Genomic DNA, 22,434 nt, shown 5'->3' with positions numbered 1-22,434 from the left:
GGTACCTATGGAGAAAAAAGCTGCTTCTCAGTATGTATCCGTTGTCAAGGTTGACAAACGTTCTTCTTTTCCTCGTTATGTATTTTCTCTTTTCTTTGCGATCAGTTTTCTGAATTATTTGGACCGCAATATCTTCACTGGTGCTTCAAATGCAATTGCAAAAGATTTGCATCTATCGTTGGATCAAATTGGCTATATTGCCTCTGCTTTTCTGATTATCTATACCCTGGCTACGATCCCGCTGGGCCTGTGGGCTGATCGGGCTCCACGTAAAAACATCGTGGCGCTCTGCGTCACCATCTGGAGTATTGCTACAACTTTTACCGCCTTTGCTGGTGGTTTCCTTTTCCTGTTTTGCTCACGTATGGTACTGGGTATCGGTGAGGCTGGATACTTTCCAGCGGGCACGGCGTTGATGAGTGATTATTTTCATCGCGCACGTCGCGCACGTATTATGAGTATCTGGGGTGTGGCGCAGTATATGGGTATTTTTGTCGGCTTTGTGCTGGGTGGCATTCTGGGAGGAATGGGGCTGTGGCGCGAGGCATTTTTGTTCGCTTCTATCCCCGGGTTGTTTGTGGCCTTTTTGACCTGGCGTATTCGCGAACCCCGACGTAATCAGGCGGACGAAGAAGAGGACCTGCTACATGGGATCGAGGCCAGCGCGGTTATAACACCGCCTCCAGCCGCTATTGAAAGTGGGAAATGGGAGCAAATACGCGGTGTGCTGACTCAATTCAGACAGCTCCTGCACATCAAGACGATTGTAATCCTGATGATCATTCAGATTTTCGCGTTCTTTGTGCTGAGCGTCAATGTGACCTATTTACCCTTATATTTGCAGCAGGTGGATACGTTCCATCTGAGCCAGCAATTTACCGGCATCTATTCCGGCGGGGTGATCGTGATTGCAGGCCTGGTGGGAAATGTCTCGGGTGGTTACGCTGCTGATCTGCTGCAACGCCGTTATGCCGGTGCACGTATCCTGATATGTGGCATCTGTTTTCTGGTGAGCGCTCCGGTCTTTACGGTTGCCATCTTCACACGGAACTTCCCTCTTTTCTCAATCTTCTTTTTCCTCACCGTAGCCTTGCTGGCCGTCTACAATGGTCCCAGTACGGCCGCCACGCAAGATGTTGTTCCTTCGTGGTTACGCTCTTTAGCTGTGGCCTTTACTTTATTTATTGGACATTTGCTGGGAGATGCCTTTGCTCCAGCCTTGATTGGTGTCCTGGCTACCAATCTCGATCCAACGCATGGACAACACTTTGCCCAGAATCTGGCCGGTCAGGATCTTAGCCTGGCAATTGCTGTCACCTGTGTTCCCGCGCTCTTGCTTGCGGGCGTGGCTGGCATTGTTGGAGCACGTTGGATGAAAAAAGATGTTGAGACAGCTATCCAGGCAGAGCTAGCACAATAAGTACAAAGGTATAATTATTGTGCTATAAGAGCTAGCAAGATTGGTCCGGCCGAGCGGTGTGGTGTCTTTGTGCATCCCCGCCAGCTTGGACACTCTCTAAGAGTGTGTCGGACTCCCATGCTCTCCATAATCTCTGTGCATGAGTTTTCGCACCTGCGGTGCTCAAACATCTTTTTAGTGTGTGGTGTCGGAAAAGTTCGAAGAACTTTTCCGACACCACACACTAAAAAGGGTGCAGGCGCGCACGCACCTGCCAGCCAGGGAGCAGCAAGATCCCGCTGGTATTGGGAGGCTGGCACTCTCTAAGGAAACTTATTTGCGCTCGATGTCCAGAATGGCGATGTATTGGCATTCGTCCATGCTGACATTGTAATTTCTGATCTGTCTGGATGGTAGTGTATCCGATACGGCCAGGAGTTCAGGTCGACTCCGATAGACTAACCACCAGTTCATAAAGGCTTCCAGGAACCCTACAGAACGGATATTGGGGACGTAGTTGGCAACCAGCAGGTGTCCACCTGGATTGAGTTTGTTAAATAAGATTTCTGTGACACGTTGGGCCGTTGGTAAACTGAGATAGTCAAAGAGGCCCGCACTATAGATAAAATCAAAGTTAGTGTGGATCAGGTGACCACGGATAATGTCACGCAGTGAGGCTACGACCGTCTCTACCCCTGAGGGACCGAATTCCTTGTCTACTACGGCCAGATTATTTTTATCATGATCGACGGCGATAAAGCGTCCCAGGCTTTTTGTTTGTAGGGCCGTAATATATTTAGCCTCACGTAGATGTCCGCAGGCAAGGGCGAGAATCTGTAGATCGGGTTTGTGTTGCGCTAATTGGTTGATTTTTTCTACAATCACTCTACGCCGTGAACGGACGGCGCGTGGTCCCTCTTCCTGAAGCGAATTGAGATGAATTTTCTGTCCTAGCGGTGTTGCCTGTTGCAGTGCAGGAGGTGTAAAGCCATCTTCAACTGCAAACATAAAGTCGATCAATTCGCCGTCTCCCGCATAACCACGTGGTTGATGAAGCGAACGCCAGATCAAAGGGTCCTGTTGTAGCACCTGGATAATGGAATGGTTGCGGCAATCTTCTTCTGCAAACCGTTTCCATTCTCTCGCAGGGAGTTGCTGACGTATCTGTGCTAGCTCGTTGATTATCAGGTCAAATCCTGATCTGATTTGATCTTGCCTGCCACTTACTATTTTCTCTTCAGCCAGTTCCAGAAAGGATGTATCAGGCATGATATATCGTTCTCCTTCTTGTGCGCGCTATTTTATAAGCTTTTCCTTCTTCAAAGGAAATAAAAGAGATACGCCGTTATATCACTATCTATAGGTTTATATGAAATTGCGTAACGACTGTTTTCCATACGTCGCTTATGCAATTTAAGCCCTATATCTTCTCAGCATCGAGAAAAAGACTGTTCATGTTGGAAAGGCAAATCTCCTCCTAATTGTATATTTGGTATTGAGGCATCAAACCTCTGTAATGGATACTAGCAGCTGTAAATAAGCATAAGAATGATAGTTATTTAGATAGTATCACTTTTGGTCTATACTATTCCACTTTTGTCATACAAATTGTATATTTGTTTTTGAAATGCTTCACCAATATTAGATATGCAGTCCAATTTTGGTACTTATAGAGAGTGGCAACATCCATTTTGAATTGTTCATTTACTGAGATTCATATAGTTATACTGAACGGCGGATCTGTAATAGCTGCAAATTAAGGGACATCTTCTTTTATGGTTGAGGATAAGGACAGGCCCATACAGGTCAGCTTTTTACTTTCGTGGTCGGCTTGCGTTTATTCTACAAAGGAAGGGAAGTGACAGATGGGGATGGATTGAGTGCCTGGAACTACTTGTATCTGGCATGATGGATGATAATGATCGATAATAAAACAGTACAATATAGAGGCTTATTTTGTTTGACGGATTGAAATGAAGGAGTGTGGGATGTCGGATGAGCTAAGCGAACCGATGCAGGTCGAATTGTTTGCTGCGTCGTTGCGTGCCACTAGTGTGGATCTGAATGCTTTTGTGGAGGCTCTGGCGGCCAAGCTAAGTGGATCTTTGCCGTCTCAAACGCAGGTGATACGCCATAGTAGCCTCTTTTCACGAGAGCATCCAGTCAAAGAGATTTTCGTGGCCCTGGGGGATTACCAATATCGTATTACCAGAGAGCGACAGAGACCGCCACAGACCTTTCGCGCAAAAATAGTGCGCGGTATTGTACTCAAAACTGATCTCATACCCATGGACGAATGGATTGAAGAACTGGCGCTGAGCCTGGCCTATGAAGCGGCCCGCAGCTCTCAGACGCGTGCGGCATTGGAACGCTTCCTCTTGTAATCTTATGGGTTTGTGGGTTGTCCTGAATGACATATGGTATTGTTCCTGTGTCAATCTGATTGTGTGAAAACATACTCAGAGTAGAGAATGTAGCTATCTATGCAGCACTATTCAAGGAATGCGTAGCAACCGTCAGGAGGTATACATGCCGTTTTGGAATCGGCAAACACCCGAGGAGAAGCAACGGCTCCTTCAGCAACAACAATTGGCGGATGTCAGTCGACAGTCACTGGAAGCAGGGGGATTGCCTACAAGGGCCCAACAGCGCCTGCAGGAAGAGACCCAGAAAGGGCATTCCCTGTTTACCAGTGATCTCAGTACCAATGAATTGTTGCTGGCACGCGAGCAAGGATATCAACCCCTCAGTCAGGTGATGGGAAGCTCGATCTATCAGGTCGGCTGGCAATATACGCGCCAATATTCCTATAATACACAGGTGCAGGAAATGAGGATGGTCTCCGGAGCCCACCAGGAAGCCGCACGCCTGGCCCTCAATCGCCTGGAGCAGGAGGCCATCATTTTGAAGGCGCACGGGGTGATTGGGGTTCGTTTTGTGCAGCGTGACTATGCATGGGGTAGCAATCTGATCGAATATACCGCGATTGGTACCGCAATCAAGTTGCCTGATACGCCGCTTCACGCCCGTCCTTTTTTAAGCGATCTTTCGGGACAAGAATTCTGGACCCTTTTGCAAGCTGGCTATTATCCCGCTGGCGTTGTCACAGGCTACAGTTCCTATTGGGTCTCGTTAGGGAGCCAACTGACGCAGCAGTTACGTGGTTGGTGGGGAGGTGGTGGTGTCAATCAGGAGATTGGTCCTTTTACCCAGGTCACCTACGATGCTTGCCATCAAGCTATGCAGCGAGCAACCGCCATGGCACATACACTCAATGCAGTCGGCATTGTCGGCATGCATATTGATAATAATCGGCGCATTGAAGAGTACGAAACAGATAATCCAAAACGCAATTACCTCGATCTGTTTGTGCATTTTTCTGTGCTGGGAACGGCTATTATCGCACGGAAAAAGGATCACACCATTCCAACACCCAGACCTACGCTTATGTTTACTGATCTACGGCCAGGACGCTATGGCCAAAATCGCGAACTCACCTTTAATGGATAAGCACAACTTTGCTATAAATCGTATTTATAATGTACTGTCAATAAAAGCTGAAAAACAGCCACAACGTAAGGAGTACGCAATACATGTCACAACAGAATCCCCCCCAGGGAAATGATTTACCCGTTCACGCACGTGAGCGCCTCAGCGCGATGCGTAACGATTCTACCCATCAAGGTCTCTTTACCAGTGATCTCAGTGTCAACGAATTCCTGCTGGTGCGTGAGGCTGGCTTTGATCCAGTTGGACTGGTGGTTGGCAGCTCTATCTATCATATTGGCTATCAAATGGCAAACTGGGGACAGAATCAGGAGATGGATGTGCTGACGCAGGCGATGTATCATGCACGCGAGCTGGCTATGACGCGGATGGAAGAGGAGGCCAATGCGCTGGGGGCCGATGGGATCGTTGGCGTACGTCTGGAGGTTACTCGCCATGAATGGGGCGAGTCATTGGCTGAGTTTGTCGCGATTGGCACGGCTATTCGTTCCCGCAGTGGACAGCATTTCCGCAATGCCCATAATATGCCCTTCACATCTGATTTATCGGGTCAGGACTTCTGGACCTTGCTGCGAGCGGGCTATCGTCCGGTTGGCATGGTGATGGGCAATTGTGTTTATCATGTGTCACGGCAAGGATTAGGACAATGGTTTAATCGTGTTGGGCGCAACGTCGAGATGACCAATTATACCCAGGCATTATATGATGCGCGTGAACTGTCCATGGAGCGTATGCAGGCCGAGGCTACTAGCTTGAGGGCGCAGGGTGTGGTCGGCGCAAAGATCGTTGAGGGTAGTCACGGCTGGGGTTCACATGTGATCGAGTTCTTTGCGGTCGGTACGGCAGTGATCAGTGTTTCTGATGACCATGAGATTCAGCCTCCTACGATGTCACTTCTGCTCAACGATTAGTTGAGGGCGTATACAACTGAAAAGAGAGATAGAGAGAGCATTGGGGCGAGCTGGTCGTACGAGAAATGGGAAAGCGGACCTCCGTTGTGACGTCGGGCCGCACCTACAAAACCCTTCATGATTCTCCTTGCTGAAGCGGTATTGCCCTTTACGGGGAGAGTAATACATAAATCTCCCACCGCAATAGGCCAAATCCTCTAAAATTACGTGTTTGCCTCTCCCCGTAAAGGGGAGCTGTTGTGGCGGTGCACTTCGGCCAGGGTAGGATAAGATTGTTGCGCGCCCAGACGTGTGGTGGCGAGGGCGGCGAAAATAGATGCCTGACGCATGGCTGCTGCTAGATCCAGTGCTGTGTCTGTGCTTTGATTGAGGACGGCGGCCAGTGCTCCCGCAAAGGCATCACCAGCGCCAGTTGAGTCGATGGCCTGGACTTTGAGTGCGGGTTGATAGCCTGTGCCCTGTTCATTGGCCCAGACGGCGCCCTCTGCTCCTAATTTGACCACCCCAAGCTTTGCGCCGCGTTGATGCAGTTCTTGAGCTGCCTCACGTGCCTGTTCAATACTTTCAATCGAATGCTTGAGGACCATTTCAGCTTCGCCACGATTAGGAATAAAGATGTCCACTTGCAAGAGTTCTGCGGGTAGATCGCTGACGCCGGGTGCCGGATCGATAAGTACGGCGGCTCCTTTGCGTCTGGCAATGACGATAGCTTGTTGTACGCTGGTCAACGGAATTTCAAGCTGCATGACCAGGATATCTTTGGCAGTTAAAATTTGTTCCAGGGCCGCTAATCCCTGTGCTTCAACCTGATAATTGGCTCCCGACACGACAGTAATGCTATTCTCTCCCTGCTCATCGAGATGGATGAAGGCCAGACCTGTGGAGCTATCGTTGAGGTGTGCAACATGGCTGAGATCAATCCCCGCTTGTTGTAAAAGGGAAAGGGCAGGCTCCGCAAAGCTATCATTGCCGACCGCGCCAACCATCCTGACTGAAGCTCCCATCTTGCGGGCCGCCAGCGCTTGATTAGCCCCTTTGCCTCCCGGCGTACTGGTAAATCCACTGGCAAGCAGAGTCTCGCCGGGCTGTGGACGATGCTCTACGGTCGCCACCAGATCCAGATTTATACTTCCAAATACAATCACGCTCATTGTTATGCTTATCTTTCTGATCTTCTCTGACACGATTGACGGATAATTAAATCTGTTGGGAGTTCAATTCTCTCTATCGGAGCCAATGGATCTGCCATATAGTCGAGCAATAGCTCTGCCGCCCGTTGCCCCATCTTATTCAGCGGCTGATGGACCGTTGTCAGGGGAGGATGGACCTGGGCCGCCTGAGGTATATCATCAAAGCCCAGGATAGAAAGATCTTCAGGGAGATGCAGGCCACGCTCACGGGCCGCTTCCATTACGCCAAAGGCCATCGAGTCGTTGGAGGCAAAGATTGCGGTCGGCGGATCAGCCAGGTTTAAGAGCGTTTGCGCCCCTTGATAGCCTTGCGGTTGCAAGAATTTACCATAGTAAACAAGCTGAGGATCATAGGGCAGGCCATGATCCTTCAATGCTGCCTGATAGCCTTCCAGGCGTTGTTGGGCACAACCAGTCTCTCGACCCCCGGTGATAAAGCCGATACGTCGATGGTCCAGCTCAAGCAGATAGTTCATCGCATCATAAGCACCCTGGAAATTGGTGGTTGCCACCGAGGGGGCGTACGCGCCATCACTCAAGTAGTCGACCAGCACATGTGGAAAGCGGCGTTGGCGCAGTGCGTCCAGATAGGATGTTGTCTCTTGCGGCAAGATCAGGAGCAAGCCGTCCGCGAGATGGCGAGTGAGACGGGCGACATAGGCCGATTCTTTGGTTTTGCGTGTATGGGTGGTATAGAGGACCAGGTCATAATGATGGGTTTGTAACACCTCGTCGATACCACGCATAATCTCAATAGTATAGCTGGAACTTAAGTAATTGACGAGTAGACCGACGACATGCGATGAGCCACCAGCCAGGCTTCGTGCCTGGAGATTGGCTACATAACCAAGCTGCGCCATTGCTCGTAAGACGCGCTCCCGTTTTTCTGGGCTCACATGGTCTTTATTATTGATGACACGCGAAACCGTGGCATAGGATACGCCAGCTTCATCTGCGACATCCACAATGGTCACATCGTGTAAAGATGTGCTTCTGTCTCCATCGGATTTTTTGCGCACTGCATGACCCGCTTTCTAAAAACGTTTGCATACCAGTCGATGCAAACGTTTGCATATATTTTTACTGTGATACCATAAAATACTTCCTATTGTCAAGTTTAAGCAGCGTTTGTTTGATACTGCACGAATATGTTCATGAGAACATGCTGACCAATTACTGAAGGATGAAGCAAAGGAATATCAATATTAATTGAGTACAACGGAAAAAAAGCGTCTCTATATGTGCCAGCAAAGTACATAACAAAGTGTTTGATTCCTATGGTCTTCGCCATCCTGGCACATGAGTTTTCGCACCGATGGTGCTCAAACATCTTTTTAGTATATATTGTAGAAAAAGTTCGGAGAACTTTTTCTACAATATATACTAAAAAGTGCGCAGGCGCGCAAGCGCCTGCCAGCAGGTGAACTGTAAGATCCCGATAGGATTGGGAATCAAACCCTCTCTAGCTCGACTTTGTACAATTTGAAAATGTGAGCTCGAAAATGCGTCGCACGCGCCCTTTTTCTCAGGCTCAAAAGCCTAAAATTGTATAAAGTCGAGGTAAGAGGTTGACAAAGCCCTTTTTGATAGTGTATACCTGTTCTTATCTCTTGTAAACGTTTGCAGATTTTTGTGTGTGTCTGGCTGTTATGGAAAGGATGATTGCTGGCTTGTAATCAGAATGGCGGGTTTGCTGACAGTTTCTCTCTCTTTTGCTAGAGAGGGGATATTGGTTTACTTTTTGTTTCTCAAGGAAGAAAGGAAACAACTCTCCTCAACCAGTAGTTCTGCGCAGGTGCCCGGTGGATTGCTAGTACCAGTGGGCGATAGTCTTTTTTAGCTGTTCAATAAATAAGACAAGTAGGAAAATATGCGAGAAAGTATTACCTACACGAATCCGGTGCTTCCAGGATTTTATCCTGATCCGAGTGTGTGTCGCGTGGGAGAAGACTATTATTTAGTTACCAGCAGTTTTGAATATTTTCCAGGTATACCTCTCTTTCATAGCCGCGACCTGATCCATTGGCAGCAGATTGGACATTGTCTGACGCGCGCCAGCCAGGTTCCACTCGCACATATAGACAGTTCAACAGGTATTTTTGCCCCGACGTTGCGCTATCATCAGGGGCGTTTTTATATGGTCACCACGAATGTAACGGGCGGCGGAAACTTCTTTGTCTGGGCGCAAGATCCGGCTGGCCCCTGGTCGGAACCCATCTGGCTGGCTCAAGGGGGAATTGATCCCTCGTTGTGTTTTGATGGTGAGCATGTCTACCTGACCAGTAATGGAGATGGTCCAGAGATCGGCATTTATCAGTGTGAACTGGATATCCAGAGCGGCGAGCAGCTTACCGAGACGCGCTATATCTGGCCTGGAACTGGTGGACGTTATCCCGAAGCTCCTCATCTCTATCATATTGGCGACTATTATTATCTATTGATCGCTGAAGGCGGCACCGAATATGGACATATGGCGACGATTGCGCGCAGCCATAGCCCCTGGGGCCCCTTTGAATCCTGCCCGTATAACCCTATTTTGACGCATCGTGATCAGACGATGCATGAGATCCAGGGGACCGGGCATGCTGATTTGTTGCAAGCGCACGATGGCAGTTGGTGGCTGTTCTTTCTGGCCTTTCGTCCCCATGATCGTTTATATCACCATCTGGGACGGGAAACCTATCTTGCGCCCATAACCTGGACCGAGGATGGTTGGCCGCAAGTTTCCGCATCCAAAACGGTTGAACTTCAGATGCAGGCGCAGGCTTTGCCACTGCACTGTTTGCCCCAGGAGTCCCCTCGTGATGATTTCGATAGCGAGCAATTGCGCTTTTCCTGGAATCATTTACGCAATCCCTATCCAGAAGATTGGTCGCTGAGTGAGCGTCCTGGCTGGTTGCGCTTCTATGGTTCGCCTCTGACGCTGGATTCCCTGGATGCCCCAGCTTTTGTGGGTAGAAGACAGCAGCATTTTGTCTGTTGCGTTGAGACACTGTTAGACTTCTCTCCCTCCCAGGAAGGTCACGAGGCAGGTTTAACGGTATTGGCAAATGAGCAGCATCATTATGAAATCGCTGTACTCTATAAAGAAGGGGAACGCTGGATTATTGTGCGGCGTCGTATTGGAGATCTGGTCGCCGTAGTGGCTCAGGAGCCACTTGCTCCTGGATTGGTTACCCTGACCATACAGGCGACCGTTTCTGCCTATTCATTTTGCTATGCACTTGCCGGACAACCCGCACGCCATCTAGCCAGCGCCTCGACGCGCTATCTCTCCACTGAAGTCGCGGGCGGTTTTACCGGTGTTTATTTCGGTTTATACGCCACAAGCAATCACAATGGGCGCACCAGCCCGGCGGATTTCGATTGGTTCACCTATCACGCCGAGCGCTGAGCCATCCCAATTAGGGCAATACCTCTCAAAGAACGAGAATGTGGAAGAAAAACGTAGGTGCGTGCCAAGGCCGCAGCCGAGGTGCGCTTTCCTCTTCCTCGTACCGACATCTCGCCCCAACGCTCTGTAACGCTCCCTGGCATGAGGGTTGCGGTATGGATGGGCCTACGGGCGGGATGGTGATACGTGAACAGGAAAGCGTACCTACTGCTTTGCCCATTTGTGTTTTTTCCCAAATCATTCATTTTCCTGATGCGGCGTTGAGGAAGATGGTCGTACGATGGGCAAAATAGGGTAGTAATTTGTCTTGTGATAAGTGATATATTCGGATATAATTAGGTTGTCAACTTAATTTAGTATAATTTTTATAACTAATTGGCATTATCTCTTATTGTATATCCTGAATAGCGGAGGCGAGCAAATGAACAGCGCGTCTGTAACTGAGAAAAAGCTTTTGCATGCTTTAATGCAGTTTAAACGGCTTGGATGGCATGAACAGTTCATCAGGGGATATAAACCAAGCGAGATTCGTGTGCTCGTCTGCATCAAAAGAGGCATGGACCTTGGATATCCTGACATCAAGGTGTCAGAGATTAGTAAGCGTATGCAAGTGACCTCTCCCACGGTTACTCAGCTCGTGAAGAGCCTGGAAGCCCATGGATTGGTTGAGCGCAATAATGATCTTGTGGATCGGCGTTCGGTTGGCGTGAGGCTGACCGAAAAAGGCGAAGAGGTGGCCCGACAGGCACTGGAAACCTTTTTAGCGACGATGAGCGGATTGATTGAGTATTTGGGTGAAGAACAGAGCGAACAGTTTATTGAACTGTTGCTGAACGTATCACGCTACTTTCGTGAGCGGGAGGCCGATATGTTGTACTTCCAGGGAATTGGAGACGATGAGGCATGATTAAATTGTTACGGCTCATTAGGCCGTATCGCATTATTCTGGTAGTGGTGCTGGTGCTGGCCTTTGCGCAGGCCATGGCAAATCTCTATCTGCCGAATTTGATGGCTGATATTGTGGATAATGGTATCGTCAAAGGTGATACCGATTATATCTGGCGCACAGGTGGTTTGATGTTGCTGGTGGCTATCGGGGGCACGATTTGCGCAATTATTGGTGTTTATTATTCTTCACGTATCGCGGTGGGCTTCGGTAAGATTGTGCGTGAGAAAATCTTTACTCATGTCGAACAATTTTCATTGCATGAGTTCGATTCGTTGAGTACCGCATCGTTGATTACCCGTACAACCAATGATACGACGCAGGTGCAGCAGGTGCTGGTTATCGCTTTAAACATGATGATCACGGCTCCTATGATGTGCATCGGCGGTATCATTATGGCGGTGCGGCAGGATGCTGCGCTCTCATGGATTCTGGTGGCGATTATTCCTATTCTGGTGCTGGCGATTGTCATTTTGATGTCCAATGCGATCCCTTTGTTCCGTGTGATGCAGTTGAAACTTGACCGTCTCAATCTGATTGTAGATGAAGGATTGACGGGTGTGCGTGTCGTACGTGCCTTTGATCGCGTCAAGCATGAGGAGCAGCGTTTTGATGATGCAAATCAGGATCTGACCAATGTCGCTACTCGCGTTAATCGCATGATGGCATTCTTGATGCCGATTATGATGCTGGTTCTGAACGTGTCTAGCGTGGCAATTCTCTGGTTTGGTAGTCTGCGCATCGATACTTTGCCCGTTGCGCAGAGCGTGACGGAAGTGGGCAGTTTGATGGCCTTTCTGCAATATGCGATGCAGATTCTCTTCTCGTTGCTGATGGTTTCGATGATGTTTGTGATGCTTCCGCGTGCCGCCGCTTCGGCTGATCGTATCAATGCCGTGCTGGATGTGCAGCCAGAAATCAAAGAGGTTGCTGAGGGTCAGGTGTCACAGGGCGTGCGTGGCCTGGTTGAGTTTAAGCATGTGACCTTCAGCTATCCAGGGGCTGAGGAGCCTGCTTTACATGACATCTCGTTCACATCCCGCGCCGGTGAGGTGACTGCGATTATTGGTGGCACTGGTTCCGGCAAATCAACGCTGGTAAGCCTGCTGCCGCGCTTCTATGATGTGGATAACGGGAATGTGCTGATCGATGGTATCGACGTGCGAGAGATGTCTCAGTCCTATCTGCGCTCGAAGATTGGCTTTGTGCCTCAGAAGGCGGTGCTCTTCTCAGGAACGATCAGCGAGAATCTGCGCTATGGAAAAGAAGATGCCTCGGAAGAGGAAATCCGTCACGCGGCTGAGGTTGCGCAGGCCAATGAGTTTATCTCAGGCATGCCAGATGGGCTGGATTCTGTGATTGCACAGGGCGGTAATAATGTGTCGGGTGGACAGAAGCAGCGCCTTTCTATCGCCCGTGCTCTGATCCGCAGGCCGGAGATCTATGTGTTCGATGATAGCTTCTCGGCTCTGGACTTTAAGACGGATGCTCGCTTACGTGCCGCGCTCAAAAAAGAGACCCTGGATGCAACAATGTTTATTGTCGCTCAGCGCGTCAGTACTGTCATGGATGCGGATCGCATTATTGTCCTGGATGAGGGACATGTTGCTGGTATTGGTACCCATCGGGAATTAATGGAGACATGCACTGTCTATCGTGAAATTGTCTCCTCACAGCTTTCTGCGGAGGAAATCGCATGAGTGCAGAGCATAAGAAAATGCAGCAGGGACAGATGATGAATCGTGGTCCGATGGGCGCGATGGGTCGACCAGTGGAGAAGCCGAAGGATTTTAAAAAGACCTTCAACCGTCTCCTGCGCTACTTCTTGCCACAGAAGTACCGCATGCTGATCGTGCTGATCGCGGCGATTCTCAGTACTGTCTTCAATATTGTGGGTCCAAAGATTCTTGGTCAGGCGACTACCCGTCTCTTCGATGGATTGAAGAATAAGTATATTGCTTTTATTATGCATCGACCTGGACCCGCTCCCAGCATCGATTTTGGCTATATCGGTCAGATTCTCTTGCTCTTGCTGGTTCTCTATGTGATTAGCTCGATCTTTGGCTATGTTCAGCAATATGTGATGGCGGGCGTGGCACAGAAAACCATTTATCGCTTACGGCGCGAGGTGGAGGAGAAACTGTCACGCTTGCCGTTGAAGTACTTTGATGGCCGCACGCATGGTGAAATCCTGAGCCGTGCCGTCAACGACATGGACAATATGAGCTCAACCTTGCAGCAGAGCCTGACGCAGTTGATCACCTCGGTCGTCACGCTGGTTGGCGTGATTGTGATGATGCTCATCATCAGTCCTCTGTTGTGCTTGATTGTGATCCTGACGCTCCCTCTGAGCCTGGTGGTCACAATGAGCATCGCCAAACGTTCACAGAATTACTTCCGGCAGCAACAGCGTTCATTGGGACAATTGAATGGACATGTTGAGGAAATGTATACCGGGCATAAGATCGTGAAGGCGTTTGGGCACGAGGATAAAGCGCTGGCTGAATTTACAGAGTTAAATGAGCAGTTGTATGAGGCTGGCTGGCGTGCGCAATTTGTCTCAGGTATGATTATGCCTCTGATGCGCTTTGTCGGTAACCTCGGCTATGTGCTAGTGAGCGTCGTAGGTGGTATCCTGGTCACACAGGGGACGATCTCAATCGGTGATGTGCAGGCTTTTATCCAGTATGCACAGCAGTTTACGCAGCCGATTACGCAACTTGCCAATATCGCAAACGTGATTCAGTCAACTATGGCTTCTGCTGAGCGCATCTTTGAACTGCTCGATGAGCAGGAAGAGGTTCCAGAGGACGCAAACGCGCTGGCGATCGAGAATCCTACTGGCGCGGTCGCCTTTGAGCATGTGCGCTTTGGTTATAAAGAAGATGCAATCCTGATGGAGGATATGAATATCGATGTCAAACCTGGACAGATGATTGCAATTGTGGGTCCGACCGGCGCCGGAAAAACGACGTTGGTGAATCTACTGATGCGTTTCTATGAGCTGAACGGTGGCGCAATCCTGGTTGATGGCGTCGATATTACACGCATCAAGCGCGGTGTATTGCGACGTATGTTTGGTATGGTATTGCAGGATACCTGGCTGTTCAATGGCACTATTCGTGAGAATATCGCTTATGGACGGGAAGATGCCAGCGAAGAGGAGCTCATCCAGGCTGCGAAGGCTGCTTTTGCCGATCACTTTATTCGTACACTGCCAGAGGGCTACCAGACGATCTTGAATGAGGAGGCGACGAATCTTTCACAGGGACAGAAGCAGCTTCTGACGATTGCGCGTGCCTTCCTGGCTGATCCAGAGATCCTGATTCTGGATGAAGCGACCAGTAGTGTGGATACGCGTACCGAGATGCAGATCCAGATGGCGATGAAGGAGTTGATGAAAAACCGCACCAGCTTTGTGATTGCCCATCGCCTCTCGACAATTCGGGATGCGGATCTGATCCTGGTTATGAATCATGGCACGATTATCGAGCAGGGAACGCACGAAGAATTGCTGAGCAAGAACGGCTTCTATGCTGATCTCTATAACAGTCAGTTTAGTGGTCGTGCGCTGGAAGAAGCGGTATAAAGCGTATCGGTCGTGTAGTACTGACAACCGAAAAATAGCGCTTATTGTGACGAAAACGTCTCAATCAAGAGAAGGACAGGTAGCCGTTTGTCTGGCTTTCCTGTCCTTCATTCGTAACTGGCAGGAGGAAGTGCTTTCTATGCTTACAAATAGTCAAGATATGGTCAGCGTTGTGCGTTGTCACTGGGCGCTACATAGTCCCCTGGAAACGGTCTATCACGATCAGGAGTGGGGGATGCCGATTCACGATGATCGCATCCTGTTTGAGTTGTTAGTGCTGGAGACGGCTCAGGCAGGTTTGAGCTGGTCAACGATCTTGCAGAAGCGTGCTGGCTATCGTCGCGCGTTCGCTGATTTTGATCCCGTGCGTGTGGCTCGCTTTGATGATGCCATGTGCCAGTCGTTGTTGCTGGATACTGGTATCGTGCGGCATCGACAGAAAATCGCTGCCTGTGTGCAGAATGCGCGGGCCTTTTTGCAGGTCCAGGAGCAGTTTGGTAGCTTTGCGGCTTTCGTCTGGCGCTTTGTGGATGGTCAACCCATTCAGAATAATCTGCTCCATCGCGCAGATGTTCCGACGCGCACTCCCATTTCAGAGGCCTTGAGCAAGGATTTGAAGCGGCGCGACTTTGCGTTTGTTGGTCCCACGATCTGCTATGCATTTATGGAGGCGGCCGGTCTGGTCAATGATCATGTACAGGAGTGTGTACGCTGGCAGGCGGTGCAATCTGAGGCGTATCTGCGCCATGTGGCATCTTTACAGAGCTCACAGAGCGCTCAGGAATTGGAACGTCGCACGGCTGTGGATGCTTTGGGCGAACTGGCGGACATTCGCGCTATCCCTGCTCTGGTTGCGCTCCTGCACGATGTGGATGAGGGCCTGCGTGTGCGTGTGGTGCGCTCTTTACGCCAGATTGGGAGCCCATTTGTCTTTGATGCCCTGCGTGAAGCCTTACACGATCCCGCTCCCGCTGTACGACGTGCCGCTGTAGTCGCGCTTGGCAAACTGCCTGATGAGCGCAATCTACCAGTTCTTCTGGAACTGCTACAAGATACGGATGAGCGTCTGCGTGCTACAGTGGTGCTGACAATAGGTGAACTGGGCAATCCACAGGCTTTGCCAGCGCTGCTCCACTTGCGGCAACAGGATGGGTGTTCTGAACAAACACGTGCGTATATAGTGCACGCCATCCAGCGCATAAAAGGATAAATAGCGAAGGATACTATGTAGAGGTTTAATAGGTATAGTAGTGTCATCCCTGATCCCCCTTCGTACCGCTGATGCGAACCAATATGTGGGACATCCCCTTTTCATCTTTTTGTGGAAGGATTGTACAATAGGATGTGAGTTTCTGCATCCATAGAGTCGGGTGCATTATTTTCTATAAGGATAATAGATGCCACGTCAATTTCGTCATACCTATACTGTGCGCTACAATGAGTGCGATTGCTATGGTTTTTTGACTCCCGCTGCCTTTGTACGTTATATGCAGGATATTGCGCTGTTGGATGCCGAGGATGTGCGGTTTACCCAATCTGGTTTTTGGATTGTCAAGCGCTCTGTGATTACGTTCCATACTCCCGTGCCGATGCATACTGAACTGGAATTAACCACGTTTGGCATGGGTTTTACCCGTATTACAGGTCAGCGTGGCTATGATGCCCGCCTGGTCGGTGCAAGCGATGGTCCTCCCATTATCAGTGCACGCACGCTCTGGGTGTATGTGGATCAGCGTGGGAGGCCGATTCGCATGCCTGAGGGAACGGCTGAGGTCTGGTTGCCTGATGGTCCACAAGCCATACAGGCTGAGCCTGCTCTGCCCGCTTTTCCCGAGCAGCCACCCGCTATGAGCAGTGCCGCCGTGCGTTTCTCGGATACCGATCTGATGCGCCATATGAATAATGCAGCTTATGTAGAAGTATTGGATAATGCGGCCTGGGAAGCATACAGCCAGGCCGAGATTACCGCTGAGACCGCCACATTATGTGCCCTGAGCTATGATATCGAATATCTGGAGAGTGCGCTGCTCGGCGAACAGCTTGAGATCCAGAGCTGGTTTGATCCTTTCCCTCAGGCGGGACAAGAATTTACTCGTCTGCAACAGATCACACGAGCCGGGCGCGTCCTTGTACGCACAGGTTCACGCTGGATCTGGCGCCCAACCGCATAAATGGTTGCAGCAATACCGGGGCTTGCAAACGAGCAAGCCCCGATATTGCTGCAACCATCAAGATCAGCTTTATGTGTTATAGAGAGAGAGCACGAGGGAGAAGACGCTCTATGTTTGAAGAGTTAGATGGTCTATTTGATGGATATGCTTTACCACTTGTTGAGTTGCGTTTCATTCAAGAGTTGAGGCAGTTAATACAGAGTGATAATCCTGTTGGCGTGCCAATCGTTATACTGTCATTGGATGAGATTGCTGGTTGTGTGGATGTGATAGGGTGCGCGCTGGAACATGATACTATTGTTGGATTATCTATCCGCTATTGTGGATTGAGGGCGCTGCCAGAGTCGCTTTGTAAACTATCCCATTTGCGACAATTACATGTGACCGGGAATAGTCTGACGGCGTTTCCAACCTCTTTGGGATCGTTGAGACATCTGGAGGCTATCTATGCGGATCATAATCATCTGGCAGCTTTGCCTGCTGGCATTGGCGATCTGAGGCGGCTTGAGGCGCTCCATCTGGATGGGAATTGGTTGACGGCTCTGCCTGAGTCTATTGGTCAGCTGACACAGCTCACCACGCTACAGCTCTATGACAATCAAATGACCTTGCTACCGGAGAGTATCGCTCACTTAAGGCAACTCAGGGATATCAGTGTGGGCCATAATCAGCTGCATGTGCTTCCAGAGGGCCTCTGGCAGTTGCATAATCTTAACGTGCTCAATATTGCTGAGAATCAATTATCCAACCTTCCTGAAGGCATCGGGCAGTTGACGCAGTTGAAGATGCTAGATCTGGCCCATAATCAGTTGGATACTTTGCCCGAGTCGCTTGGAAAGCTAAGGCAGCTTGAGTTCCTCTATATGAGCAATAATCGCCTGACCGATCTTCCGGCCACGCTCGCCAATCTGAGTCAACTGATTTATTTAAATTGTACTGATAATTGTCTAACCACTCTTTTTCCTGCTATTGGCAAGTTGCAGGGTTTGAGAGAATTACGCCTATACAATAATCAGTTAGAGTCTCTGCCCGCTGAATTGGGTACTTTAACCTGGTTAAGAGAATTGCACTTATCCAATAATCGCTTTGTTGCGCTGCCAGAAGTATTGGGCAAGCTAACAGGACTGACCTATCTAGATTTGCGCAATAATCGTTTGCTTCGTTTATCAATGGTCATTGGTCAGCTCAGCAATCTGACCTATCTGGATCTGCGTGCTAATCGGTTGGTTGTACTTCCTGATCTGTCTGGGGATCTGTTGCGGCTGAAAAAAGTAGATCTGCGCTGGAATAAGATTGCATCTTTTCCTCAATGGCTGCAAAGACTTGAGGAAAATGGATGTATTGTTTATCATTAAGGTATACCAGACGTTTTAGATGGCTCTGTTTTTAATCTATCGACAGGGCAGGTTGGAGGTCTGATGCTGAATCCAGATGTTGATGGGCGTGCTTTTGCTGAGCCTGGTGAGGATATCTTTGCTCTTGTAACTGCTGGTGTCACGTATATGGAGCAGGTGATGCCGCGTTTTGTGGATGATTTGCAGGCTCTCTGTCTGCTTGAATCGCCTTCGGATAGTCCCATTGGTTTGAACGCGCTGGCGGATCAGTTACATTTATTGCTGGAGCGTCTGGAGATTGGTGGCAGGCTGATAGAGCATCCACGGGGCAACGCGTTTGTTGCGACATGGGAAGGGAATAATCCAGCGGCTCCTGTGTGTCTGTTGTTGGGACACCATGATACAGTACATCCTCTGGGCGTGGCTGAGGTGCGCATGCATCGGGATGGCGATAGATTTTATGCGCCCGGGACGGTGGATATGAAGGGTGGTCTGCTCCAGGGTATCTATGCTCTGGAGGTGTTGAAGCAGGCGCAGTTTCAGGATTTCCATAAGATCATCTTTTTGTCGGTATCGGATGAGGAGATCTCCACACGCTATCATGTCGAGTTGATCAAACAGATTGCCCGGGAGCATCCTATTGTGCTGGGATTAGAGGGGGCCGGGGCGCTGGGGAATGTGGTGACGAGGCGTAAGGGTTGCTCCCATTATCGATTGATTGCCAGAGGGAAGGCGGCGCATGCCGGGAGTAATCCTGAGAATGGACGCAATGCTGTGCTGGAACTGGCTCATCAGATTGTACAGGCACAGAGCCTGGCAAATTTACGCAGTGGAGTCACGATCAATGCAGGACCGCTCTCAGGTGGATCATGGGCCAATGTCGTATCTGACTTCGCCGAAATCCTCTTTGACGTGCGCTTCTTACATCCTGAGGATCGGCTGGCAGTTGAGGCGCGCTGGCAGACATTATTACAACAGCAATTGGTGCCGGGCGTCAAACTGGATTTACAGCCCGAACCGGATGTGATGCTGCCGATGGTCGCGACCAAGCAGAGCCTTGCCGTAGCTGATACAGTACGCTTGATTACTGAAAACATCTTCAAAACCAGCTACCATCCCGAAATGCGTGGCGGAGCATCAGACTGCTGTACAACGGCTGCTGAAGGCTGTCCATCGATAGATGGCCTGGGCGCTATCGGAGGCGGAGCGCATACCGCCGACGAATACATGCTCCTGGCGCCTGTCCCCAACCGTGTAGCCTTGCTAGCCGGGCTCATCGCCTCCATCTCCATAACCTGAACCAAGGGATATGCAAATAAATTTTGTATTTTCCTCTTCTCAATATTTTCTCTATTCGTGCCAGCGATAGCCAGTGTTCAGGGCTGCTTGATAGGCTAGCTTGAGATGATGACGGCTGGCAAAAGCTTCTAGCATGGCAAGATGGGTGGCCTGTGGCTCATGGAAGCCGGTCAGGAGCGCATGGACACTGCGGGTGTCGCCGCGCTCGGGGCTGACAATGATGCTGGTCCAACCTTCACCAGGATGAGTGCTCCCCTGGTCATCCATAACGGTTTCCAGCGTGCGCACGACGGTGGTTCCAACCGCGATCAAACGCCGTCCGTCGGCCCTGGCGGTCGTGATCAGGCGCGCTGAGGTGCTGGAGACGCGATAGTATTCTTCATAGGGTGGTTCATGGCTTTCCAGGCTGGTCACGCCGGTATGCAGCAGGGGATAACCTGGACTCCCTGGGCCAGCAGGTTGGTGAGCAGTGATGGCAGTGGATCTGGCATCATATGGATCAGTAGTATCAGGTCGAGCGCGATTGGAGGAGTCCCGCGATGAGTAGCTCAACCATGCGGCGGGCATTGTAGCGCGAGTCGTTGTCGGCGCCAACGCAGAGGTTGCCGATGCCATGCATCAGTTCGAGGGCATCAATATCGGCGTTGATCTCGCCAGCTTCAGCGGCGGCGGCGAGCAACTGAGCGCAAACGGGCACGAGGCGGTCAATGAAGTAGGCATGCAGCGCGTCGAAGCCGGCGCTGTCGGGTTGCAGGGCCGCGGCGAGTCCATGCTTCGTGACCAGAAAATCAACGAAGAGGTTGACCCACTGACCGAGCGCAGCGTGTGGCGAGCCACCATTCGCCAGCAGGGCCGGACCAGCCTCGGCGCAGGCCTCGACCTGATGGCGGTACACGGCAACAACGAGATCTGCTCGCGTCGGGAAGTGGCGGTAAATCGTCCCCATCCCGACGCCAGCCGCAGCCGCGATGTCACGCACTGGCGCGTCGACACCGGACGTGACGAACACGGCTGCGGCGGCGGCGAGCAACGCCTGCTTGTTGCGCTGCGCGTCGGCCCGCTTCTGTCGGGCTGGTTGCCCCGCTCCCTCGTCATTGGTGGTCATCGCTTCATTCCCTCAAAAATAATTTTACAAACAGAACGTTGTTCCGTATAATATTAATCAGAGCACTGCTCCGATTAATATTATACCATGGAGGAATACAATCTATGAACGAATCAGAGATGGCGGTGACGGAGAGGCTGACACTCTCTAAGAAGCGCGGTTTCCATGGGTTGAAGATCTTCAGGGTGCTCTGGATCTAGGAGACTATGGTGATGACGGTGTCGCTGGGATTTTCGACGCCCGTGGGACCGACGGCAAAGATGGCATAGGCGATGCCAGTTGTGCTTTTTTTTGCGGTTGTGGATGCATCAGTATAGGTGGGGCCGCTGGCGTTGCCGATGAGCTGATATTGCTGATCGACGTTAGGGATCAGGCGGTAAATATCATATCTGGTGGCGTGTTGACCGGCTGTCCAGGTGAGGGTTACGGCTTTGTTTTGCGCGAGCCGATAGGTTCCTCTGGTGGGCGCGGTGGGGATGTCGCTTCCGGCGACGCGGGTGATGGTGGTGGTAAAGGCGACGGTGACGGTGCTGCTGGACATGGCGATGGGATCGGTTGGGGTGGCTGCACCACTGTATTGTTGCTGATAGGTGACGCTGACGTTATTTCCAGTGAGCAGGCAGTTGAAGACAGTGGTGACCGAGTTGATGACCTGGGTGTATTGGATGGCGGTTCCACGCTGGGCCAGCTGGGTGATCTGGGTTGAGATGGGCGCGGTGGCTCCTGGCGTGTAGACTTTGACGATGTCATTATGGTCGGCCACGAAGAGGAAGCGTTTGAGTTCACTGCTGATCGCGCTCTGGACCGTCTGTGGGGACAGTTGTGTCTGTGTCCCTCCATTGTCGGTTACTGTGCCGCTGGCCTGCGAGAATTTGAGTGGTGTGTGCAGCAAGAAGTTGGTTGGACCATGCAATTCCTGCGCGATGAAGACCTGTTGTTGAGGCTTCTGTCTGGGTGTTGCGGTCACTTGAGGAGTTGTGGTTGACGGCTGTGATCCCATCACAACAGGCGTGTGAGTGGATTTTGCCTGTGTCTTTGGCGCTGTGGAGGGCGTGGCACAGGCTACCAGATTAGCGAGTAGCCAGAGGCAGATAAAAAGTGTGATCAGATGTGCTGTGTAGGTATAGATTTTTGTATAGCTTCCTGCTCGTATATTCACAAATACAACTCCTTTGTCTTGCGCTATGATACCTCTTTGTATGCCATGTATTCTATTATAACTCTTGTCTGCTTCCGAACGAGTTTAACCCTCTCAGGTTGTATGTAGCATTAAAGATAATGCCTGTCAATGGCGTTAAGCGGCGTGAATAAGAACTGACTAGAATAGCGTGGTGAGCTTATAGGAGCGTTGAGAGCACATGTAACGCTTGAATTCAAGGGCGCTGGCTAAAGAAAGTGTTCAGTTTTTCTTCAATCTCGGAAATGGCTTATCCCGCTACTCTATTCACATTGACAAGGCTCTTGAGGCTAGACATAATTGCAATTGATGCTTGATTTGGCAAGCATTTTCTGATAGCATAAGCACTATAAATGAAGAAAAGATAAAGGAGGATTCTATTATAACAGGAGCTATTTGAATGCACATTTCA

Annotated in this window: 18 protein-coding genes; 12 read left to right on the top strand and 6 right to left on the bottom strand. The window is 50.4% G+C overall.

Going from position 1 to position 22,434, the window contains the following annotated elements:
- The first annotated feature begins 7 nt into the window (after positions 1-7).
- Positions 8-1,420: a spinster family MFS transporter gene (locus F1593_RS05630; protein WP_172631887.1), complete on the top strand. Its 1,413-nt coding sequence runs from the start codon at positions 8-10 to the stop codon at positions 1,418-1,420.
- A 312-nt stretch (positions 1,421-1,732) separates the two neighbouring features.
- Here the strand turns inward: F1593_RS05630 and F1593_RS05625 are convergent, their stop codons facing one another.
- Positions 1,733-2,668 carry a class I SAM-dependent methyltransferase gene (locus F1593_RS05625; RefSeq protein ID WP_149400569.1) on the bottom strand — a complete coding sequence of 312 codons (936 nt, stop codon included), beginning with the start codon at positions 2,666-2,668 and terminating at the stop codon, positions 1,733-1,735.
- A gap of 719 nt (positions 2,669-3,387) precedes the next feature.
- On the opposite strand from F1593_RS05625, the gene F1593_RS05620 reads away from it, so the two are divergent.
- From F1593_RS05620 to F1593_RS05610, 3 genes are all read left to right on the top strand, one after another.
- Positions 3,388-3,783 (top strand): hypothetical protein, encoded by a 396-nt coding sequence (locus F1593_RS05620; protein WP_149400568.1) that lies wholly within the window; start codon positions 3,388-3,390, stop codon positions 3,781-3,783.
- 145 nt (positions 3,784-3,928) lie between these two features.
- Positions 3,929-4,909 carry a heavy metal-binding domain-containing protein gene (locus tag F1593_RS05615; protein ID WP_172631886.1) on the top strand — a complete coding sequence of 327 codons (981 nt, stop codon included), beginning with the start codon at positions 3,929-3,931 and terminating at the stop codon, positions 4,907-4,909.
- 83 nt (positions 4,910-4,992) lie between these two features.
- Entirely contained in the window at positions 4,993-5,817 is an 825-nt protein-coding gene (locus tag F1593_RS05610) for a heavy metal-binding domain-containing protein (protein ID WP_172631885.1), read from the top strand.
- Positions 5,818-6,020: 203 nt separating this feature from the next.
- Here F1593_RS05610 and rbsK read toward each other — a convergent pair whose 3' ends face one another.
- Positions 6,021-6,968 carry a ribokinase gene (rbsK, locus tag F1593_RS05605; protein WP_149400566.1) on the bottom strand — a complete coding sequence of 316 codons (948 nt, stop codon included), beginning with the start codon at positions 6,966-6,968 and terminating at the stop codon, positions 6,021-6,023.
- Positions 6,969-6,976: 8 nt separating this feature from the next.
- Positions 6,977-8,026, bottom strand: a complete 1,050-nt coding sequence (locus tag F1593_RS05600; RefSeq protein WP_149400565.1) for a LacI family DNA-binding transcriptional regulator — start codon at positions 8,024-8,026, stop codon at positions 6,977-6,979.
- Positions 8,027-8,877: 851 nt separating this feature from the next.
- Here F1593_RS05600 and F1593_RS05595 point away from each other — a divergent pair.
- The 8 genes from F1593_RS05595 (at position 8,878) to F1593_RS05560 (ending at position 19,740) form a co-directional block, all read left to right on the top strand.
- On the top strand, positions 8,878-10,401 hold the full coding sequence (locus F1593_RS05595) for a glycoside hydrolase family 43 protein (RefSeq protein ID WP_149400564.1): 1,524 nt from the start codon (positions 8,878-8,880) through the stop codon (positions 10,399-10,401).
- Between the two features lie 421 nt (positions 10,402-10,822).
- Entirely contained in the window at positions 10,823-11,308 is a 486-nt protein-coding gene (locus F1593_RS05590) for a MarR family winged helix-turn-helix transcriptional regulator (protein ID WP_149400563.1), read from the top strand.
- Entirely contained in the window at positions 11,305-13,047 is a 1,743-nt protein-coding gene (locus F1593_RS05585) for an ABC transporter ATP-binding protein (protein ID WP_149400562.1), read from the top strand. Before F1593_RS05590 ends, F1593_RS05585 begins: the two co-directional genes overlap by 4 nt.
- Positions 13,044-14,936 (top strand): ABC transporter ATP-binding protein, encoded by a 1,893-nt coding sequence (locus tag F1593_RS05580; protein ID WP_149400561.1) that lies wholly within the window; start codon positions 13,044-13,046, stop codon positions 14,934-14,936. The genes F1593_RS05585 and F1593_RS05580 overlap by 4 nt, the downstream gene beginning before the upstream one ends.
- 139 nt (positions 14,937-15,075) lie before the next feature.
- Positions 15,076-16,146 carry a DNA-3-methyladenine glycosylase I gene (locus F1593_RS05575; protein ID WP_149400560.1) on the top strand — a complete coding sequence of 357 codons (1,071 nt, stop codon included), beginning with the start codon at positions 15,076-15,078 and terminating at the stop codon, positions 16,144-16,146.
- Between the two features lie 187 nt (positions 16,147-16,333).
- Positions 16,334-17,107, top strand: coding sequence for an acyl-[acyl-carrier-protein] thioesterase (locus tag F1593_RS05570; protein ID WP_149400559.1), 774 nt, complete (start codon positions 16,334-16,336; stop codon positions 17,105-17,107).
- 110 nt (positions 17,108-17,217) lie between these two features.
- Positions 17,218-18,462: a leucine-rich repeat domain-containing protein gene (locus tag F1593_RS05565; protein WP_172631884.1), complete on the top strand. Its 1,245-nt coding sequence runs from the start codon at positions 17,218-17,220 to the stop codon at positions 18,460-18,462.
- A 63-nt stretch (positions 18,463-18,525) separates the two neighbouring features.
- Positions 18,526-19,740: a M20/M25/M40 family metallo-hydrolase gene (locus tag F1593_RS05560; RefSeq protein ID WP_149400557.1), complete on the top strand. Its 1,215-nt coding sequence runs from the start codon at positions 18,526-18,528 to the stop codon at positions 19,738-19,740.
- Positions 19,741-19,791: 51 nt separating this feature from the next.
- On the opposite strand, the gene F1593_RS05555 is transcribed toward F1593_RS05560, so the two are convergent.
- The 3 genes from F1593_RS05555 to F1593_RS05545 form a co-directional block, all read right to left on the bottom strand.
- Complete coding sequence (locus tag F1593_RS05555) at positions 19,792-20,355, bottom strand: S-adenosylmethionine:tRNA ribosyltransferase-isomerase (RefSeq protein ID WP_235932498.1); 564 nt, start codon at positions 20,353-20,355, stop codon at positions 19,792-19,794.
- On the bottom strand, positions 20,249-20,845 hold the full coding sequence (locus tag F1593_RS05550; RefSeq protein ID WP_149400556.1) for a TetR/AcrR family transcriptional regulator: 597 nt from the start codon (positions 20,843-20,845) through the stop codon (positions 20,249-20,251). The genes F1593_RS05555 and F1593_RS05550 overlap by 107 nt, the downstream gene beginning before the upstream one ends.
- 196 nt (positions 20,846-21,041) lie before the next feature.
- Positions 21,042-22,004: a hypothetical protein gene (locus F1593_RS05545; RefSeq protein ID WP_149400555.1), complete on the bottom strand. Its 963-nt coding sequence runs from the start codon at positions 22,002-22,004 to the stop codon at positions 21,042-21,044.
- Positions 22,005-22,434 lie beyond the last annotated feature (430 nt).

It is taken from the genome of Dictyobacter arantiisoli (assembly GCF_008326305.1).
Lineage (GTDB): Bacteria > Chloroflexota > Ktedonobacteria > Ktedonobacterales > Ktedonobacteraceae > Dictyobacter > Dictyobacter arantiisoli.
Note: the sequence above shows the minus strand (reverse complement) of the source record. Positions and strands in the feature narration are given on the sequence as shown.

What these genes read in the sequence shown, in the direction of transcription:
- F1593_RS05585 (WP_149400562.1), top strand. Translation starts at nt 11,305, where the DNA reads ATGATTAAATTGTTACGGCTCATTAGGCCGTATCGCATTATTCTGGTA.
- F1593_RS05590 (WP_149400563.1), top strand. Translation starts at nt 10,823, where the DNA reads ATGAACAGCGCGTCTGTAACTGAGAAAAAGCTTTTGCATGCTTTAATG.
- F1593_RS05610 (WP_172631885.1), top strand. Translation starts at nt 4,993, where the DNA reads ATGTCACAACAGAATCCCCCCCAGGGAAATGATTTACCCGTTCACGCA.
- F1593_RS05615 (WP_172631886.1), top strand. Translation starts at nt 3,929, where the DNA reads ATGCCGTTTTGGAATCGGCAAACACCCGAGGAGAAGCAACGGCTCCTT.
- F1593_RS05560 (WP_149400557.1), top strand. Translation starts at nt 18,526, where the DNA reads ATGCTGAATCCAGATGTTGATGGGCGTGCTTTTGCTGAGCCTGGTGAG.
- F1593_RS05630 (WP_172631887.1), top strand. Translation starts at nt 8, where the DNA reads ATGGAGAAAAAAGCTGCTTCTCAGTATGTATCCGTTGTCAAGGTTGAC.
- F1593_RS05595 (WP_149400564.1), top strand. Translation starts at nt 8,878, where the DNA reads ATGCGAGAAAGTATTACCTACACGAATCCGGTGCTTCCAGGATTTTAT.
- F1593_RS05625 (WP_149400569.1), bottom strand. Translation starts at nt 2,668, where the DNA reads ATGCCTGATACATCCTTTCTGGAACTGGCTGAAGAGAAAATAGTAAGT.
- F1593_RS05620 (WP_149400568.1), top strand. Translation starts at nt 3,388, where the DNA reads ATGTCGGATGAGCTAAGCGAACCGATGCAGGTCGAATTGTTTGCTGCG.
- F1593_RS05570 (WP_149400559.1), top strand. Translation starts at nt 16,334, where the DNA reads ATGCCACGTCAATTTCGTCATACCTATACTGTGCGCTACAATGAGTGC.
- F1593_RS05555 (WP_235932498.1), bottom strand. Translation starts at nt 20,355, where the DNA reads ATGGCATCGGCAACCTCTGCGTTGGCGCCGACAACGACTCGCGCTACA.
- F1593_RS05550 (WP_149400556.1), bottom strand. Translation starts at nt 20,845, where the DNA reads ATGACCACCAATGACGAGGGAGCGGGGCAACCAGCCCGACAGAAGCGG.
- F1593_RS05580 (WP_149400561.1), top strand. Translation starts at nt 13,044, where the DNA reads ATGAGTGCAGAGCATAAGAAAATGCAGCAGGGACAGATGATGAATCGT.
- rbsK (WP_149400566.1), bottom strand. Translation starts at nt 6,968, where the DNA reads ATGAGCGTGATTGTATTTGGAAGTATAAATCTGGATCTGGTGGCGACC.
- F1593_RS05575 (WP_149400560.1), top strand. Translation starts at nt 15,076, where the DNA reads ATGCTTACAAATAGTCAAGATATGGTCAGCGTTGTGCGTTGTCACTGG.
- F1593_RS05565 (WP_172631884.1), top strand. Translation starts at nt 17,218, where the DNA reads ATGTTTGAAGAGTTAGATGGTCTATTTGATGGATATGCTTTACCACTT.